The following is a 15386-nucleotide window of genomic DNA, read 5'->3' on the forward strand; positions in this document are numbered from 1 at the left end:
ATGACCATTCAGGACCTGATCAAGAACGTCGCGGTCAACGACCTGACCACCTTTGCCCGCGCCATCCCCTCGCAGGCGGACCACCTCCTCACCAAGGTCGGCGGCATCATCCCGACCCTGGAGCAGGACGAGGTGAAGTGGCGGGTCAAGGACAACGGCCGGTACGTCAACGTCGCCAAGTACAGGGCCTTCGACGCATCAGTGCCGTTCGCGACCCGCGAGGCGTGGCAGACCACCCGCGAGGGCATGCTGCCCCCGCTCGGCCAGAAGCTGCTCGTCGGTGAGCAGGAGCAGATCCTCCTGGAGGCGTCGCGCGGTGCGGACGAAGACCGGCTGATCGAGCTTCTCTACGACGACACCGAGCGTCATGTCGAGGCCATCCGCTCCCGCATCGAACTCGCGTGGGGTGACGTGCTGACCGACGGCAAGTTCACCCTCGCCGCCGAGAACGGGCTCACGATCGAAGTGGACTGGGGCGTCCCGGCCGGCAACATGCCCACGGTGCCGAAGCTGTGGTCCGACCCGACGTCGGATCCGATCAAGGACGAGCTGGCCTGGATCCAGTACCTGGACGACCGCGGCGCTCCAGCGCCGGAGATGGCACTGACCAGCCGCAAGGCGTTCTCGTTCCTCGCGGCGAATAACGCCTACCGCGCGGCGTACTACGGCAGCGTCAACCCGTCGAACACCCCGACGGCGACGCTCACCCCCCAGCAGATCAACGTGGTGCGCGACAACTACGGCCTGCCGCCGGTCACCTTCTACAAGGGCCAGGTCCGCGTCGACGGCGTCCAGACCAAGGTGCTGCCCGAGGACCGGTGGATCCTGCTGCCCCCGGACCGCTCCAAGTGGGGCCAGACCATCTTCGGCGTGACGGCTGAGGCCCTCGCCCTTTCGCGGGGCACGAACCCCGAGATCACGAAGGAGGACCGGCCGGGAATCGTCATCACCCGCGGCGCGCAGGACGACCCGGTTCAGATTTGGACCAAGGGCGCAGCCGTGGGCATGCCGGTCCTGCACACCCCGGACGCCCACCTCGTTGCGAAGGTGATCTGATGGGCCGCCTCGTCGCCGCCGTTCACGTCCAGCACCCACAGACCCGGGAGTGGGTGGTCCTGGAGCCCGGTGATGAACCGGCATCCGAACTCTCTGCCGAGATCACCAACCCCGGCGCCTGGGAGAGCGGCGTGCTGCCCGAGCTTGAGGACCAGGCCGAGGACGAGGGGTCGCCCCCCTTCGGCTTCGCCCCGGACGAATCGCCCCAGCCGGAGCCGGAGCCGGACCCCGATCCGGAATCAGCGCCGACTCCGCAGCGCCGCCGTAAGACCGCCACCACGTGACCCAACCCGACCGGGACCGCCGACTCCCCACGAGCGGCGGTCCCCCTGCTTCGCAAGGAGAGCCCGTGAACCCCGCCGTCCTCGCTTGGCTCCTCGCCCAGCTCGGGCCTGCCACCGACCAGACCGACCTCACTGCCCGCTACGCCCGACTGGCCAGCGCCCGGGAAGTCGCGCGCGAGGTCCTCTCCGAACGCCGCGCCAAGCTGCTGGTCGAACCGCTGCGGATGACGGTCGACGGCGTCGTCACCATCGACCAGAGCAACAACCTCCAGGGCCTCGAACGTCAGCTTGGCGCGCTCACCGACACCTCGGCCCCTGACGATCCGGTCGCCGGCGAACCAGGCATCGAGCTGGTCACTGCGCCGCTCGTACCGGCCCGCCGGACCCGGTAGCCGCAGTGGCGTACGACTGGCCGCCGCTGGTGCCCGGCGACCCGGACGAAGTCGCCCGGCGCGTCGCGGCCGTACTCGACGAAGCCTGGAACCGACTCGCCGCGCAGCAGGAACGCGTACTCAAGACCTTCGAGCAGCAGCCCCGCGGCCGCCTGGTGCTGCTCACGCTTGAGGAGTTCAAGCGCGCTGTCCGGGCGTTCCGCCGCGAGGTCGATGCCGAGGCCGTCGCCTTCGTCCGCAGGCAGCTCCCGCACCTGTACCAGCGAGGCGCCGAGCGGGCTGCCGAGCGGCTCGGCGCCCGGTTCACCTGGACGATGATCCACGGTGACGCCCTGATGAGCCTGGCCAGCGACTCGTACAACGACTTCCTCCGGCGGTCCGAAGAAGCCGAGCGGATGGCTACCAAGTTCTACCGCGCCGCACGGGCAGCGGCCCGTCTCGAGGTCCCCCTCCTCGCCGCAGGCAACGTCACCGCGAAGCAGGCAGCGTCGAACCTTGCAGCGCGGCTTCGAGACGAACATCAGCTCGCCCACGTCGTCTACCGCAACGGTGCCCGGGTGCCCATCGGCGTGTGGGCGGAGGCCGCGACCCTGGCGAAGAGCGCGGTGGCCTACAACGCGGGCACCCTCAACCGCACCCGCGAGGCCGGCGTCAGGTACGTGGAGGTCTTCGACGGCATGGACTGCGGGTGGGTCAGCCATCAGGATCCAGACAAGGCGGCCCGCACGATCCGTAGCGTTGAAGAAGCTGCCGAATTCCCGATAGCCCACCCGCGCTGCAGGCGGTCCTTTGGCCCCCGTCCCGACATCGAGCCTGGCTCCGTGGAAGCCGTCTGAACGGTGGGCTGAATGATCAAGTGGCGTGTTCATTGATCCTTGTGCGCAGGGCGGGTCGGCTCCCGTATCGTCCCGTGGGTGACCATCACCCCAATCGCTGACAAGATCCACATTCCGGACGAGGAGCTGTCGGGGCTCGCCGGTACCTTCGGGATCGGAGCCGTCCATGAGCGGCGTCACCTGCCCGACGGGCTGATGAATGTGAACTGGCGGCTTGATGCGGCGGCCGGCACGTTCGCTCTCAAGCGTGTGACGGATGTCCCTCTGGAACGGCTGCGCCGTAACCTCGGTGTACTCGGGTTCCTCGGCGATCATGGTCTCCCCGTGTGCGCGCCGATCTTGGCCAGTGACGGGTCCCCGGTGGCTGAGACCCCGGGCGGCGGGTACTGCCTGTTTCCCTGGGCGGCTGGCGAGCACATTCCCGGTGCTTCGCTCACGCTGGGGCAGGCCGCGGCGCTCGGCGGACACATCGCGAGGCTTCACGTCACCCTCTCGTGGGCCGCTGATGGCCGCACGCTGCCCCGGACCCCGGAGTCCCTCGCCGTTGACGTCACGAGCGTCGAGAGGGCCGTGGAGAAGGCGGAGCGGCTCGCGGTTGCCGTGGCCGCGCAGGGCAGCGAAAGCACCTTCGATAAGGAGGCCGCAGTCGCGTTGAAGGCCCGGCGGGCAATGATCGCCGCACACGTCGACCGCCTTCCGGCCGATGAGGTCCCCGTCGGCCCGTATGGCTGGACCCATGGTGACCTCCAGTACCGGAACCTGTTGTGGTCCGGCAGCGAGCTGTCTGCGGTCCTCGACTGGGACCGGGTTGCCGTCCGCCCCTATGCAGAAGAGGTGGTGCGGACGGCACAGGTCCAGTTCGGCGGGGCAGAGGGATTCGATCTTGAGCGGGTGGCGGCGTTCGTAGGGGGGTACCGGTCGGTGGCGCCGCTGTCGACGGCCGCGCTTGAGGATGCGGTGCACCGGTTGTGGTGGAAGCGCCTCACGGACTTCTGGCAGCTGGAGTTCCGCTACAACAAGGGCGACCACTCCTTCGACGAGCTGTTTACCCAGGACGAGGCGCTGCTGCACTGGTGGACGGACCGGCTTGACGAGGTGGAGGCGGCGTTCACGTCGGTGTGAGGCCGAGGGCGACGATTTCCGGCAGGACGGGGCGGGTGTAGCGGGCGGCATCGAGTCGGGCCCGCTCCCCGGCCCCCCGGTGGTTCATGGCGTGGATCGCGGCCGCCCATTCCGTGAGGTCGGCGTCGGCGGGCAGGACGGTCCCGCCGGCACCGACGGCTTCGGGGATGCCACCCCGGTCGGTGCCGATGGTGGGCACTCCGTGCAATGCCGCTTCGACGATCACCCGAGGGAAGGCGTCCTCGACAACGGACGGCACGAGCAGGAGCCGGTGCGACCGGTAGAGCGGGGCCATGTCGTAGACGCGGGGAACGTACGTCACGTTGGGGTACTGCCGGAACTCGGCTGCTGTATTCCACCAACCCTCGACCAAGGTGAAGTGTTCCTCAGGCATGGCTTGGATCAAGCCGTGCATGAGCCGTGATCCCTTCGCGGGAATCGGGTTGATCATGAGTACGGGGCCGTCGTCTCGCTCCGTGTTCACGGTGCCGGGGCCCGGTTGCGTGAATGGCGGGTACCACAGGGACATGCGGGTACCAGCTGGACGACCTGCGCGGTGGCGCACGAACTCCGAGACGGCCAGGCCGACATGTGGGCGGCCGGCCAGGACGCCGAGCCCGGTGCCGGATACCGAGTGGCAGATGCCTGCGGTGAGAGCGTGGGCGCGGGCTTCGGCCGCGATGTCGGCGCTGCCTTCCTGCGAGGTGAAGACTACGTCGGGCCGGATGTCGGTGAGCAGCGCGGCGAGTGTGGCGGGGATGCGGTCCTGGGCGACGGCGATGCAGTCCACGCCGTTCCACCAGTAGCGCACGGCACCGCTGGCCGACTCGTGTGGGGTGTGGTTGGTGTCGAGGTAGGCGGTGATTTCGGCGAGCTGTCCGGGGCCGTCCCACGGCGGTTGGTGGGCGCCGAGGTAGACCACGCGCCACCCGGCGGCGGCGAGTTGTTCGGCGAGGAGCTGTTGGGTCACCTCGGCTCCGCCGATGAGGAATGGGGGCGGGGTGCGGCGCCAGGCGATGAGGGCGGTGGGCATCACTTCGTCCAGTGGAGTATCAGGGCGCGGGCGGCTTCAGCGACGTCAGTGGGGGTGGTGTCGGCGGGCAGCAGGGTGACCTCTCGCGAGACCGGTTCGGCGCCGGATGTGGGGGTGGTGAAGTAGGAGCGGGCGTGTTCGAGGAATGCGGGGTTGTGAAGGAAGTAGTCGGACTCCGCAGCCGCGTGCCCGATGATCTTTCGCCGCAGGTGGAGTGTCTCGGGGGGAACGTCGAGGTAGATGGTGTGGTCAGGCTTGAGGTGCGGCATGTTTGCGAGGCAGGCCCGCAGCCGTGCCTGCACGTTGTAGCCGTACAGCTTGTCGAGGGCGTAGGCGTGGGCGAGGAGGGTGTCCACCGACCGGTCGAGGATGATGAGGTCGGCAGTGGACTCGGTGACGGCGGCGACCCGGGCGGCTTCGATCTGCATGAACTTGTCGAACGCCGCGACCTGCTCGACGGCGGATCCGGTGCGCGCGGGCGGGATGTCCTCGCGACGGTCAATGTGGTCGACGTAGCAGGCCGACACGAACGCGTGGGGACCGATGCCGCGCATGCCCCGGAGCCGTTTGATCGTGGACGACTTGCCTCCGTAGGAGGCGCCTTCGAAGGCGACGATTGTCATGTCAGTGCTCCGTCCTGTAGAAGCGTTCCGCGTAGAGCCCGCCGTCGAGGAGGTCGGCAGCGATCGTCCAGGCGTGGCGGATCGGCCGGTACTGCTTGCGCGGGGGGCTCATCTGCGAGCCGTGCATCCGGAGGACGGTGACCTTGTCGAGGACGACGGGGGTGATGTCGACCAACTCGGGCAGCAGGGGGCTGCGACCGGACCGGGTGTTGAAAAGGTGGAGGTCACAACCGGCGAGCGCATACGTCGACCAGAAGGCGAGGTCCTCCCAGAACCAGCGGCAGCCGAGCCGTACGGCAGCGTCGTGCACCAGAAGGTGGTCGGGGTGGCGGGTGACGGCGGCGGGGGCGAGCAGTTCAGCGCCGGGGTTCTGCTTGACGAGGGCGTGGAGGTCTTCGGTGATCTGGTCAAGGTGGCCGGGGTCGTAGGACCGGTAGGGCGGGTCGGCGTCCTTGTAGCTGAGGAGGCGACGGGCGGCGCCGAGTGGGGCGAGCGCGGCCGCACCCTCCTGGGCCCGCAACTGCGATACGGCCTCCTCGGTCGTCAGGCTGGCTTCCACCGTGGGGTGGACGCTGCGTGAACGGGTGAAGACCGTGACCACGGTCAGCGGCCTGGGGTGGGCGAGGAAGGTGCCGGAGGCAGACAGCGCGAAGTCGTCGTGGTGGGGCTCGATGGCGAGCACCGGCCGTCCGGTCGGGGTGCGGAATTCGACGTGGTGGACGGCCCCGCCGTGAGGGGCGGCGAGTTCGAGCACCTGGTGGTCGCCGGCCGCGTACCGGGCGGCGAGGCGCGTGTTGTGTGCGGCGTGCGCGCGGTCAAGGTCGTCGGGGAAGGTGTAGATGCCGGTGTGGTCGGGGACGGGAAGCTGGTTCATCGCACGGTGCTCCCATACCAGTGGCGCCACATGCGGGGCGAGGCCAGGCGCCGGCGGGCAGTGAAGGGGTTCTGCCACCACAGCATTCGCGCGGTGGACCACTGGTCGTAGCGGCGGGTGGAGGGGCGAACACGGAGATCGTCCAGGATGGCGACGGGGCAGTCGGTCTGTCTGCCGTGAGCGGTGAGCCTGGCGAAGAACTCGACGTCCTCGCTCATCAGCAACTCCGGCCGGTACCCGCCGACGGCTTTGAATGCGTCGGCGGTCGCGAACTGGGCGACGCCCTGTGCTCCACCCCGTCGCGTGCGGTAGTGGTCCCAGTAGGCGCACAGCAGTCGGGCGCCGAGTCGGGCCGGGGTGTAGAGCGGGGGGATCGCCCCACCGACGGCTCCGGCGTCCACGGCCGTGGTGGCGGCGGTGAACGTGTCGAGCGGGAGTGCTACGTCGGCGTCGGTGAAGAAGAGGAGGCTGCCGGTGGCGGCCGCGGCGCCGGTGTTGCGGACGGCGCCGATGCTGCGGACGGTCTCCGTGATGACACGGGCGCCCAGCTGGGCGGCGAGGTCGGCGGTGGTGTCGGTGCTCGTGTTGTCGACCACGATCACCTCCCCCGTACCGCCGGTAGTGGCGTGCCAGTGGTCGAGGGCGGCGAAGACGGTGGGCAGGTATCGGGGGAGGTAGGCAGCTTCGTTGTGGGCGGGGATCACCACTGAGAGAGTGATCATCTGGGGCTCCTCACGGTGCGCGGGGTGTGAAAGAAGCGGGGGTGCTCGTGGGCCAGCTCGGCCAGGCGCCGGGTCCAGCGGGAGCGTTCCTCACCGGGCGGGGCAGTTGCCTGGCAGCGGGCGGTGTGGAATACGCACCAAGCCGTAAGACGGGTGTCATCCAAGGCGAGGGGGTAGGCGCCAGTAACGGTGAGACGGCCGCGCACCGAGACGGCGTGGGCCATCACCAGGGCCTGCGCGACGTCTGCTTCCCGAGGGCCAGGGGTGGCGTCGGTGAAGTCGATCAGGTGGCGTGTGGCCTCCGGGCCGGCGATGACGACGTTGTCGAAGTGCACGTCGCCGTGGCACCACACCAGCGGTACCAACGCTGGGGTTTCGGAGAGGACTTCGAGAGCGGGCGCGATCCGGCCGATGGCACCGGCATCGCGGTGACGCAGGGACGTGACATCCTCGAAGAACGGCCTTCGGGGTGTGCGAGGGGCAACGGGCGCCCTATGGAGGCGGCCGAGGAGGCGCCCGACGTCGCGCAGAGCGCGGTCGGTAGTGATTTGCCCAGCCCGAACGGCGGCGCCGAGGGTGAGTCGGCCGAGGTCTTCACTGATCAGGGCGGTGAGGTCAGTGCCCTTGACCCGGCCTGCGGCGAGGACCCGGGCCGTGGGCACAGAGCCCGCGGCGGCGCGGATCGCGGCGGCTTCGGTCACTGCGTTACGACGTGTGGCGGCCGCGTACAGCTTGACCACCACCGCACGACCATCTGCGAGGCCAGCACGGTAAACGGAGGTGCGGTTGCCGATGGCAAGGCGTTCTGCGGTCACGGGCCGGACAGCGAGGAGGCTCGTGCAGGAACGCACGACGGCCGGAGGCAGGCCGGTCACCGCCAAGCCCCCACAGCACCCAGGCGTCGTACATGCCGGTTGGTAATCCTGAGGTGCGCCCGGTAGTCGCGGACGTCGTCGGTGGGAGGGCAAAGGGACGACCACGGTTTCTCGGGGCCGATGAAGTGAACCAGCGCGGCGGACGGGTCTGGGCGCAAACTGCGGCGGACAACGCGGCGCACCCATTCACCTCGTTCGAGGAACCGGCCGGTCTCGAACCGGTTGAAGCGGGACGGGACGGGGTGTACGCGCCCGGTACGCAGTAGCCAGAGGTTCAGAGCGTCCTGGTCGTTGTGCAGGATGTGAGCCCGATGCTTGACCAGGGCGCCGGCGACTCCCTGGCGCATCGCGGGGATGTCCGCAGTGTGTGCCCAGAGCATTCCGGCGTTGTAGTAGGGGCGGCCGCGCCAGTGGGGCCAGCGGTCGGCAGCGCCGGGAAGCGCGGGGCAGGCCCCGACGGCAGGGTTGAACTCGTCCGCGACGGCGCCGATCCGGCCGGGCTGGAGGGATGCGAGCGGGCTGGTGATGTCGTCACGCACGTGGGTGTCGGCGTCTACGTAGATCAGGTAGGGGCGGCGGACGAAGTCACGGGTGAACTCGAATCGAAGGTAGGTGGTGATGGTGATGTAGCTGTCGTCGGCCATGTGGGAGGCGGCGAGCGGGGGCCGGTAGGCCAGGTCGAAGGACCCGAAGCCGCACCGCTTCGCGAGGTGCGCAAGGAGGAGGGCGTGGGCCGGCGGGAGGTCCATGGTCAGGACCCGCAGCGCCGCGCCGCGGCGCGCGGCGGGGGTGAGGCTGTCGGCAAGGGAGGTGACGGCCGCAAGGCCGGGGAGCAGGTAATGCCGGTCAATGCACAGGCCGAATGCGTACACGTGGGTTCGCCTTTCGAGCGTGGTGCTGCGCAGGGTCGGGATGGTGGGCCCCGCGGCCCGAGGCCAATGCCGCCGGGGAGGGGCCGGTAGCAGGCGTCCCGGGGCGCGGGGCAGCCCGAAGCTCCGGCGTGGCCCGTCGGACAGGCGGGCGGGGCCAGATGCTTTCAGAGGGTGGTGCGGTCAGCGCAGCGGCAGGCCCGGGCGTCCTCGTCGGCGTGCGGGTCGATGTCGGGACGGGCCGCCGCCGGCCATTTCGGTTCGGGTGCGGCGTGGTCGTGCGCGGTGCCTGTATGGGCGAGGAGCAGACCGACCGCGACGTGTCCGGCGGCCCAGATGGCGGTGAGGAGCGAGCCGACCCGGTCTCTGGGTAACCGGGGCGGGGTGGCAGCACGGCGGGTGTTCACAGGCCGTCCGAGTGAGTCTCGGGCCGGTCATGGCGGGTGCCGTCCAGTTCACTCCAGCCGGAGGCGCCTTCGAGGACGTTCCGGCGGCGGGCCTGCTGGCTCGGCGTGCGACGAGGAACCGACGCCGTGGCGACCACGAGGAAGCCGCCGCGGTCGCGGATCAGGGCGCCGAGCCGCTCGAACTCGGCCGAGTCGGAGGCGACGTGGGCCTGGTCCGCGACGACGATGCCCCGGACCATTCCGTTACCGAGGGCATCAGTTATGCCACGCCATCCAAGGCGATCGATCAGTGGAACGTCCGGGTCTGGGTCGGACCAGGCCCCCGCTACGGGCCACAGGCGGGCGTCAGCGTAGCGACGGGCGCACGCCTCCGATTCCTGGATGGTGGCAGCGAGCGGGGAAGAACTGTAGACGGCGACGGGAACATGTCCGATACCGCCGCCGTGCGGGTTCGTCGGCATGGTCCAAGCGTCGCGGGGCGGAGATGATCGGCCCAGGCACGAGGCATGGCAATCGTCGCAACTCGCGGTCCGCCAGACTGCCATGGGGCGTGGCGGTGGGTTGTCGTGGCCGAGCCTGGACTGCTACGCCCCGTGACAGTTGCCCAGGTGAGGGACAGTCAGGCTGACACGGGACGTGGCGGTTGAGGGACGGACTGGTCAATGCACGCCGAAGGGCACCCCGGCAGCGTGGGCAAGGCCGCGAAGGCGGGCGACGGAGACGCCAGTTAGCCGGCTGATGATGACGCCAGGGAGCATCTGGTGACGCACCCAGCCGGGTGCCATCCGGCACACACTGTCGAGAGTTTCGGCGGCCTGATCCCACCTGCGGCATTCGAGGTGCGTGAGGGCGACGTCAAGGCCGTACCTGGCGCGGGTCGCCAGGGGGACGTCGTTGCCCAGGTGGACGGTATCCATGAGGCGCAGCGCGCCGGCGGTGTCGCTGAGGGCGACGGCGATGCTCATCGCCTGTGTGGCGGCGTACATCGGACCGTAGGGCTGGGCGTGGTCGCCACGGGCGTGCTCGGTGCCGATGCGTGCTGCGACTGCATGAGCTTGGGACAGGTATTCGCGGGCGGTGTCAGCGGTGGCGCCGCCGCGGGAGGCGGCGACAGCGGCGTTGGTGACGAGCTGCCCGTACACCGACAGCCGGTCCGGGTCGTGTTCGCTCATCCTCGGCTCGATGCGGTCGGCCTGTGCGGCTGCGAGGGCGAAGCCTTGGGCGGTGCGGCCGTCGCGAAGGTTCACCCACGCCGTTGTGGCCGACAGGTGTGCGTCCCGCAGATCGTCCCCGGCTTGCGCAGCGATCTGTCGACCGTAGGTGAGGGCGGCGTAGGCAAGATCGCGGGAGCCCAGGACATTCGCCATCATCCCGGCCGTCTGGAAGGTGTCAGCGAGGAGGCCGGCCGCCTGTTCCTTCTCGGCGTGATCGGCGTGGTCGTAACGGGCCCGCGCTTCGGGGAGGAGGCGGGTGAGGAGGGAGCCGAGATGGGTGTACTGGCCGGACCAGTAAGCGGCGTCGGCGTGGCGGACGACGCCGCGGAGCTCGTCCAGGGTGCCGGGGTTGGTGTCAGCGGGAATGCCGATCGCGGCGTCGTGGGTGACGGCGGACAGGGCCCGGAGGGCGGAGCGTTCATCGCGGTCCATGGAGCGGCGGGGCGCTTGCTGGCCGAGTAGGACGGCGATGTCCGTGCCGAGGGCATGGGCGACGGACAGGAGGGACGCGATGGAGGCGGTCCCGCCACGTTCGAGCTTGCGGATCACGCCGACGGATACGCCGGCAGCTTCGGCTAAGCCCTCCTGGGTCATGCCGCTGCGGAGGGCCTTTAGTCTCTCGCTGTTCGTGTACTCCGACCACTGCACGCGCGCACCTCCTGTGATGAGTGAGGTACGGACCGTACAGGGGGTGGAGTGGCTGCCGACAGGGGTCGACCGGCCGGGAGTTGACGGCTTCCGGCCTGGTCGGCGCCACCGGCGTTCAGACGGTGAGAGGAACGCTTAGTCCGAGGAGGGATTCCAGCTCCGAGACCGTCGCCTCCTCATCGGTAACAAGGACTGTGGTGATGCCGAAGGCGGCTGCCGGGGGAAGGTTCACGGGGTGGTCGTCGGCGAATACGCATGCCTCGCCGGGAAGGCCAAGTCGTTCGAGGGTGAGCTGGTAGATCGCCGGGTTGGGCTTGGCCATACCTACCTGTTCGGAAATGACGTGGACGTCGAAAAGACCCCAGATCCCGGCATGCTCATAAGGGTTGTGAGGGTCCATTCCGAAGCTGTTCGAGAGCAGTGCGGTCCGGAGGCCGGCGTCGCGTGCGGCCTGTGCGAGGGCAGCCATCCGGCGTGCGGTCGGCACGCCCGACCAGGCTTGGCCCATCAGGTTCGTCGGGTCCACACCAGGGCCGATCAACGGCGCCGTGCGGGCGTTCCACTCCGCTTGCCCAATCTCCCCGACTTCGAGGGCCTCGTACAGTCGACGTCCTTCGGGATGATCGTTCAGCGTTGACCGCCATGCTTCGGGGTCGAGCCCCTGAGCGGCGCACCACTCCCGGTGGACGGGGCGCGGGTCAGCCGTGAGGACCCCGGCAAAGTCGAGAATGAGCCCCCGAAGGGCTGGGCGAGTTGCGCTGTCGGTGGGGTGCGGCATGCGGTGGACGTCCCTTCCATGATGGCCTCACTTGGGACCGTACAACCCGCCTGCCCCTGAGCGCGGGGTGTGAGGGGCTTCGCGTGCAGGGGATTGGCGCGCCACAGCCCGACAGCGTGGGCTGATGACTCCACCGTGGCGGCCTGTGTCAGCAGTTCGGCATACGCTCGTGGCATGAGCACTCCCACTGAGGGGCTGACTCTGGGGGGCGTCAGCGCAATCGTCGAGAAGAAGATTCTCACCAGCAGAATCAGGATCGAGCGCAAGGGTGAACCGGTGTTCAACCCGGAGACCGGACAGTACGAACCAGGTCCACCGGTCGAGGTCTACGAGGGGCCAGGAGCGATCTTCCCTGCTGACGGCCCTTCCGTGGTCCTGCACCTGGCAGGGCAGGCATACGTGGACGACACGCGATCGCGGTACAGGCTGCTAACGCCGCTCTCCGCACCCGTCGCATCCAGGGAAGATGTCGTCCGGATCATGGAGTCGACGGATCTGGCCGCCGTCGGTCGGACCTGGCGCGTACTGGACATAGGCGAGACCGCCACCCTGAGCGTCGTGCGCACCACCTGGGTCGACCAGAACACGCAGCGAACGGGGGCAACTCCGTGACCACAGGAATCAATCCGGACGAGGTTCGCCGTCACCTTGAGACTGCGCTCCTCGTCGACACCGTGCGCATCACCCGACCAACCGGCGCCGCTCCGCTCGACCTGGACACCGGCCTCGTCGGCCCCGTGCCGGTGGAGGCCGTTTACGAGGGCCCGGGAGCCGTGCTGTCCGGGCACGGACAGGTGACCGCGGAGGGAATCGTCGGCCGCCAGTGGTTGGACGACACCGTCTCCTGGTATCGGCTGCTCACTCCTCTGGGTGCTCCGCTTCCGGATCGGTACGACCGGGTGGAGGTTACGGCCGCGCGCTCCGGCAGCCCCGCGACCGTCGGGCGGATCTGGCAGGTACTTGACCCCTCTGAGGCCTCCACCGTCGAGCTGGTCAGGGTCACGCGCCTTGATGAGATCACCCCGCCCTGAGCGAATCCGGACCATCCGCGATCGGGCATACGCTCGAATCATGGAGATCACGACCAACCCGCTCACCGACCCTCACCACGTGCGGATCACCTCAGACGCCAGCGGTGGAGCTGTGGCTCTCGACGGCGTCGACCTGTCCCGCCTCGTCCAGGGCTACACGCTTCACCAGATGGCTGGCCAACCGGCCCAGTTGATCCTTGAGTTCGCGCCCGGACGACCCGCCACGGAGTACGAAGGCCTCGCGCGGGTCGCCGTCGGCGTTCCGTACGAGCCGGGCGAGGCTGCCGAACGCTTCCTGGCGGCCATCGACGTCGCGCTCTTGGAGCAGGCCGCCATGCACCGCATGGACCTGGGCAGCGGTCGGTTCACAGCAGCCGTCGTCGAACAGCTTCGGCAGTGGGCTCGGGGCGAAGCCGAGGAAGGGAAGACGCCCGATGCCCTCCTCGGCTAACCCGCACCCGAACGCCCACAGCACAGCAGGCGCCTACACGAACGCCGCCCAGATCGCCGCGCTCCTCGACGCCCGAGCTGCCAGAACCCTGCCGGAGACGCTATCCGTTGTGCAGCACCACGCCATGCTCCTCGAAACCCGGATCAAGGCGCGAGCTTCCGGACGGCCTGGCCCCAACGCCCCGACCGGCGACTACCGGCGCAGCTGGACCCATGAGGTGTCCACCGACGGCGTGACCGTGACCGCTGCCGTCGGCACGAACAAGCCCCAGGCGCGGCGACTGGAGTACGGCTTCGTCGGGGCCGACAGCCTCGGCCGCATCTACAACCAGGCCCCTCTACCGCATGTGGGACCGGCAGTTGAAGAGGTCCGCCCCCTCTTCCTCGCCGCACTCGGTGACGCCATCGGAGACTGACCGCTCCTGCATACCGCAGGAGGAGATTGGAGAAGCTCGTGCCCGTCTCCGGCCGCGAGGTGTCCCTCGCCGTCCAGAAGATGCTGTCCACCGCCACCACCCGAAGCTGTGGGTACGGAACTGCACCCACCACCTCCAGCACACCCACCGGCGCCCAGGTCCCGTACGCCGTGCTCTACCCGCTGGGACTCACGACCGACGGGCCGCCGTACGGACAGGCCGACGGCGACGCGAGGGCGCTGCTGCAAGTCACCAGCGTGGCCACCACGGCTGAGCAAGCAGAGTGGATGGCGGACCGAGTACGCGCGGCGATGCTGGCCCGAAAAGGCGGCAGCAACGGCGCATACGCCACCGACATCACCATCCCGGGTTGCGCCGTACTGAGGCGGGCCCTGGACAAGGAGGAAGGCGTAGCCGTCGCCGGCGGCATATACAGTTACGTGCAGCGGTATGTGGTTGAGGTGACTGCGCTCTCCTGACCAGCACCGCCCTCACCGCGGAGGCCCCCACGCGGACGTCCGGCCGAATTCGGTACGGGCTGATTCCCCAGTCGCGCTGCGCGCGGCTTCGTGGGGACGGGCCTCCGGTGCGTGCCGCTCCAGGGGTGTCCCCGGAGAGCGAGAATCAGTGGGTACCACCCAGCAGCGGTTCATGCGGCGTGGAACGACCGCGTTCTTCTTCCTGAAGGCCATAGCCGCCCCTTCCAACATCCCGACGCGGACGGAGCTGACCGGCGCCAACGCGGTCAACTTGGCTGAGGCCATCTCGGACATCGAGGGCTGGGCTCTCGAGAACGTCCCGATCGAAACGCCGGACATGGCGAGCGAGTTCACTACCTCGATCCCCGGCGAGGACAAGGCCGACAACAGCAGCTTCACCCTGTACGAGGACAAGGTCGACGACACCCTGGAGATACTGCTGTCCAAGGGCAGCGAGGGCTTCGTCGTCATCCTCCGCAAGGGCGACATTGCCCTGTCCAAGTCCATGGACATCTTCCCGGTCCGCGTGGGCAGCCGGTCCGCCACCTACACGGCCGGCGCTGAGCCCGCGAAGTTCAAGGTCAGCTTCGGCATCACGGCGAAGCCCACCCTGGATGCCGCAATCCCGGCGAAGGCGTAAGGGGAAGCCGCATGTCCACACACACCCCTCCCCCCTCGGCTGTGGCCCGCGACCCTCACTGGGCCGCCAAGATGCAGCGCCTCCGCGCACGGCGCCTGGCCGAGCGGACTCTGTCCATCTGCGACGACCCGGCCCTGAAGGCCGCCGTCACCGAAGCCGCCCTCCGCCTCGCGCGGGCGCGCACCGAAGCGCAGGCAGCGTCGATCGAGCAGGGCGTCAGCGAATCCGCCCGGTCCGAGTGGGTAGCCCAGCGGCCTGAAGTCCTCGCCGCCGAAGGCGAGCTCGCCGACGCCCAGCAGGAACTCGACGAGGCCACGGAGCGGCTGACCTTCCGGGCTCTGCCGCGCCCGGCATGGGAGCAGCTGCTTCGCGAGCACCCCCCGACCGAGGCCCAGGCCGACGCGGGCATGGAGTACAACGTCGAGACGTTCCCCGCGGCGCTGATCGCCGCGTGCCACATCGAACGCGACGAGGCCGGCGCGGAGGTGCCGAGCATGACGGCAGCCGACGCCCAGGACCTCCTGGACGCGTGGGGCGACAGCGACGCCAAGGCTCTCTTCACGACGGCGTTGGTCGTCAACCAAACCATCCGCGCAGACCTGGGAAAAGGCTGATCCAAGACCCGGCGTTTCGGGCC

General features: G+C 69.2%; 22 protein-coding genes. 12 read left to right on the plus strand and 10 right to left on the minus strand.

Translation table 11 applies throughout. From position 1 onward, the window contains the following. The 5 genes from ACZ3X1_RS05425 (at position 1) to ACZ3X1_RS05445 (ending at position 3690) form a co-directional block, all read left to right on the plus strand. Positions 1–1056, plus strand: a complete 1056-nt coding sequence (locus ACZ3X1_RS05425; protein WP_467276861.1) for a major capsid protein — start codon at positions 1–3, stop codon at positions 1054–1056. After that, the gene (locus ACZ3X1_RS05430) at positions 1056–1340 is read left to right on the plus strand and encodes a hypothetical protein (RefSeq protein ID WP_467276864.1); all 285 of its coding nucleotides are present in this window, start codon (positions 1056–1058) and stop codon (positions 1338–1340) included. The genes ACZ3X1_RS05425 and ACZ3X1_RS05430 overlap by 1 nt, the downstream gene beginning before the upstream one ends. Positions 1341–1405: 65 nt before the next feature. Further along, on the plus strand, positions 1406–1732 hold the full coding sequence (locus ACZ3X1_RS05435; RefSeq protein ID WP_467276866.1) for a hypothetical protein: 327 nt from the start codon (positions 1406–1408) through the stop codon (positions 1730–1732). A gap of 29 nt (positions 1733–1761) precedes the next feature. Next, the gene (locus tag ACZ3X1_RS05440) at positions 1762–2568 is read left to right on the plus strand and encodes a hypothetical protein (protein ID WP_467276868.1); all 807 of its coding nucleotides are present in this window, start codon (positions 1762–1764) and stop codon (positions 2566–2568) included. Between the two features lie 78 nt (positions 2569–2646). After that, positions 2647–3690 carry a phosphotransferase gene (locus ACZ3X1_RS05445; RefSeq protein ID WP_467276871.1) on the plus strand — a complete coding sequence of 348 codons (1044 nt, stop codon included), beginning with the start codon at positions 2647–2649 and terminating at the stop codon, positions 3688–3690. Here ACZ3X1_RS05445 and ACZ3X1_RS05450 read toward each other — a convergent pair. From ACZ3X1_RS05450 to ACZ3X1_RS05495, 10 genes are all read right to left on the minus strand, one after another. Then, entirely contained in the window at positions 3677–4723 is a 1047-nt protein-coding gene (locus ACZ3X1_RS05450; protein ID WP_467276874.1) for a glycosyltransferase, read from the minus strand. The two genes, ACZ3X1_RS05445 and ACZ3X1_RS05450, sit on opposite strands and share 14 nt — an antisense overlap. Beyond that, positions 4723–5346 carry a hypothetical protein gene (locus tag ACZ3X1_RS05455; protein WP_467276876.1) on the minus strand — a complete coding sequence of 208 codons (624 nt, stop codon included), beginning with the start codon at positions 5344–5346 and terminating at the stop codon, positions 4723–4725. Before ACZ3X1_RS05455 ends, ACZ3X1_RS05450 begins: the two co-directional genes overlap by 1 nt. A 1-nt stretch (position 5347) precedes the next feature. Further along, complete coding sequence (locus ACZ3X1_RS05460) at positions 5348–6220, minus strand: PIG-L deacetylase family protein (RefSeq protein ID WP_467276880.1); 873 nt, start codon at positions 6218–6220, stop codon at positions 5348–5350. Further along, on the minus strand, positions 6217–6942 hold the full coding sequence (locus ACZ3X1_RS05465) for a glycosyltransferase (protein ID WP_467276883.1): 726 nt from the start codon (positions 6940–6942) through the stop codon (positions 6217–6219). Before ACZ3X1_RS05465 ends, ACZ3X1_RS05460 begins: the two co-directional genes overlap by 4 nt. After that, positions 6939–7757 (minus strand): aminoglycoside phosphotransferase family protein, encoded by an 819-nt coding sequence (locus ACZ3X1_RS05470; protein WP_467276885.1) that lies wholly within the window; start codon positions 7755–7757, stop codon positions 6939–6941. Before ACZ3X1_RS05470 ends, ACZ3X1_RS05465 begins: the two co-directional genes overlap by 4 nt. Before the next feature lie 56 nt (positions 7758–7813). Then, complete coding sequence (locus ACZ3X1_RS05475) at positions 7814–8689, minus strand: glycosyltransferase (RefSeq protein WP_467276889.1); 876 nt, start codon at positions 8687–8689, stop codon at positions 7814–7816. 164 nt (positions 8690–8853) lie between these two features. After that, complete coding sequence (locus ACZ3X1_RS05480; RefSeq protein ID WP_467276894.1) at positions 8854–9093, minus strand: hypothetical protein; 240 nt, start codon at positions 9091–9093, stop codon at positions 8854–8856. After that, on the minus strand, positions 9090–9332 hold the full coding sequence (locus tag ACZ3X1_RS05485) for a hypothetical protein (protein ID WP_467276896.1): 243 nt from the start codon (positions 9330–9332) through the stop codon (positions 9090–9092). The genes ACZ3X1_RS05480 and ACZ3X1_RS05485 overlap by 4 nt, the downstream gene beginning before the upstream one ends. 420 nt (positions 9333–9752) lie before the next feature. Beyond that, entirely contained in the window at positions 9753–10955 is a 1203-nt protein-coding gene (locus tag ACZ3X1_RS05490; protein ID WP_467276899.1) for a helix-turn-helix domain-containing protein, read from the minus strand. A gap of 115 nt (positions 10956–11070) precedes the next feature. Next, positions 11071–11733: an HAD-IA family hydrolase gene (locus ACZ3X1_RS05495; RefSeq protein WP_355406511.1), complete on the minus strand. Its 663-nt coding sequence runs from the start codon at positions 11731–11733 to the stop codon at positions 11071–11073. 174 nt (positions 11734–11907) lie between these two features. Between ACZ3X1_RS05495 and ACZ3X1_RS05500 the strand changes: the two genes are divergently transcribed. The 7 genes from ACZ3X1_RS05500 to ACZ3X1_RS05530 all read left to right on the plus strand — a co-directional run bounded on the left by ACZ3X1_RS05500 (position 11908) and on the right by ACZ3X1_RS05530 (position 15363). Continuing rightward, entirely contained in the window at positions 11908–12345 is a 438-nt protein-coding gene (locus ACZ3X1_RS05500) for a DUF6093 family protein (protein ID WP_355406510.1), read from the plus strand. Continuing rightward, positions 12342–12764, plus strand: a complete 423-nt coding sequence (locus tag ACZ3X1_RS05505; RefSeq protein WP_467276904.1) for a DUF6093 family protein — start codon at positions 12342–12344, stop codon at positions 12762–12764. Before ACZ3X1_RS05500 ends, ACZ3X1_RS05505 begins: the two co-directional genes overlap by 4 nt. A gap of 40 nt (positions 12765–12804) precedes the next feature. Further along, positions 12805–13215 (plus strand): hypothetical protein, encoded by a 411-nt coding sequence (locus tag ACZ3X1_RS05510; RefSeq protein WP_355406506.1) that lies wholly within the window; start codon positions 12805–12807, stop codon positions 13213–13215. Continuing rightward, positions 13199–13630 (plus strand): HK97 gp10 family phage protein, encoded by a 432-nt coding sequence (locus tag ACZ3X1_RS05515; RefSeq protein WP_467276906.1) that lies wholly within the window; start codon positions 13199–13201, stop codon positions 13628–13630. Before ACZ3X1_RS05510 ends, ACZ3X1_RS05515 begins: the two co-directional genes overlap by 17 nt. Before the next feature lie 26 nt (positions 13631–13656). Beyond that, the gene (locus tag ACZ3X1_RS05520) at positions 13657–14109 is read left to right on the plus strand and encodes a hypothetical protein (protein ID WP_467276908.1); all 453 of its coding nucleotides are present in this window, start codon (positions 13657–13659) and stop codon (positions 14107–14109) included. 148 nt (positions 14110–14257) lie between these two features. Beyond that, entirely contained in the window at positions 14258–14749 is a 492-nt protein-coding gene (locus ACZ3X1_RS05525) for a phage tail tube protein (RefSeq protein WP_467276910.1), read from the plus strand. Positions 14750–14760: 11 nt separating this feature from the next. Further along, entirely contained in the window at positions 14761–15363 is a 603-nt protein-coding gene (locus tag ACZ3X1_RS05530; RefSeq protein WP_467276912.1) for a hypothetical protein, read from the plus strand. Positions 15364–15386: the final 23 nt, after the last annotated feature.

The organism is Streptomyces sp. NPDC023541 (assembly GCF_055559995.1).

Excerpts from the sequence above, each read along its gene's own strand:
- ACZ3X1_RS05425 (WP_467276861.1), top strand. The coding sequence starts at position 1 with ATGACCATTCAGGACCTGATCAAGAACGTCGCGGTCAACGACCTGACC.
- ACZ3X1_RS05430 (WP_467276864.1), top strand. The coding sequence starts at position 1,056 with ATGGGCCGCCTCGTCGCCGCCGTTCACGTCCAGCACCCACAGACCCGG.
- ACZ3X1_RS05450 (WP_467276874.1), bottom strand. The coding sequence starts at position 4,723 with ATGCCCACCGCCCTCATCGCCTGGCGCCGCACCCCGCCCCCATTCCTC.
- ACZ3X1_RS05455 (WP_467276876.1), bottom strand. The coding sequence starts at position 5,346 with ATGACAATCGTCGCCTTCGAAGGCGCCTCCTACGGAGGCAAGTCGTCC.
- ACZ3X1_RS05460 (WP_467276880.1), bottom strand. The coding sequence starts at position 6,220 with ATGAACCAGCTTCCCGTCCCCGACCACACCGGCATCTACACCTTCCCC.
- ACZ3X1_RS05465 (WP_467276883.1), bottom strand. The coding sequence starts at position 6,942 with ATGATCACTCTCTCAGTGGTGATCCCCGCCCACAACGAAGCTGCCTAC.
- ACZ3X1_RS05485 (WP_467276896.1), bottom strand. The coding sequence starts at position 9,332 with ATGGTCCGGGGCATCGTCGTCGCGGACCAGGCCCACGTCGCCTCCGAC.
- ACZ3X1_RS05495 (WP_355406511.1), bottom strand. The coding sequence starts at position 11,733 with ATGCCGCACCCCACCGACAGCGCAACTCGCCCAGCCCTTCGGGGGCTC.
- ACZ3X1_RS05500 (WP_355406510.1), top strand. The coding sequence starts at position 11,908 with ATGAGCACTCCCACTGAGGGGCTGACTCTGGGGGGCGTCAGCGCAATC.
- ACZ3X1_RS05510 (WP_355406506.1), top strand. The coding sequence starts at position 12,805 with ATGGAGATCACGACCAACCCGCTCACCGACCCTCACCACGTGCGGATC.
- ACZ3X1_RS05515 (WP_467276906.1), top strand. The coding sequence starts at position 13,199 with ATGCCCTCCTCGGCTAACCCGCACCCGAACGCCCACAGCACAGCAGGC.
- ACZ3X1_RS05530 (WP_467276912.1), top strand. The coding sequence starts at position 14,761 with ATGTCCACACACACCCCTCCCCCCTCGGCTGTGGCCCGCGACCCTCAC.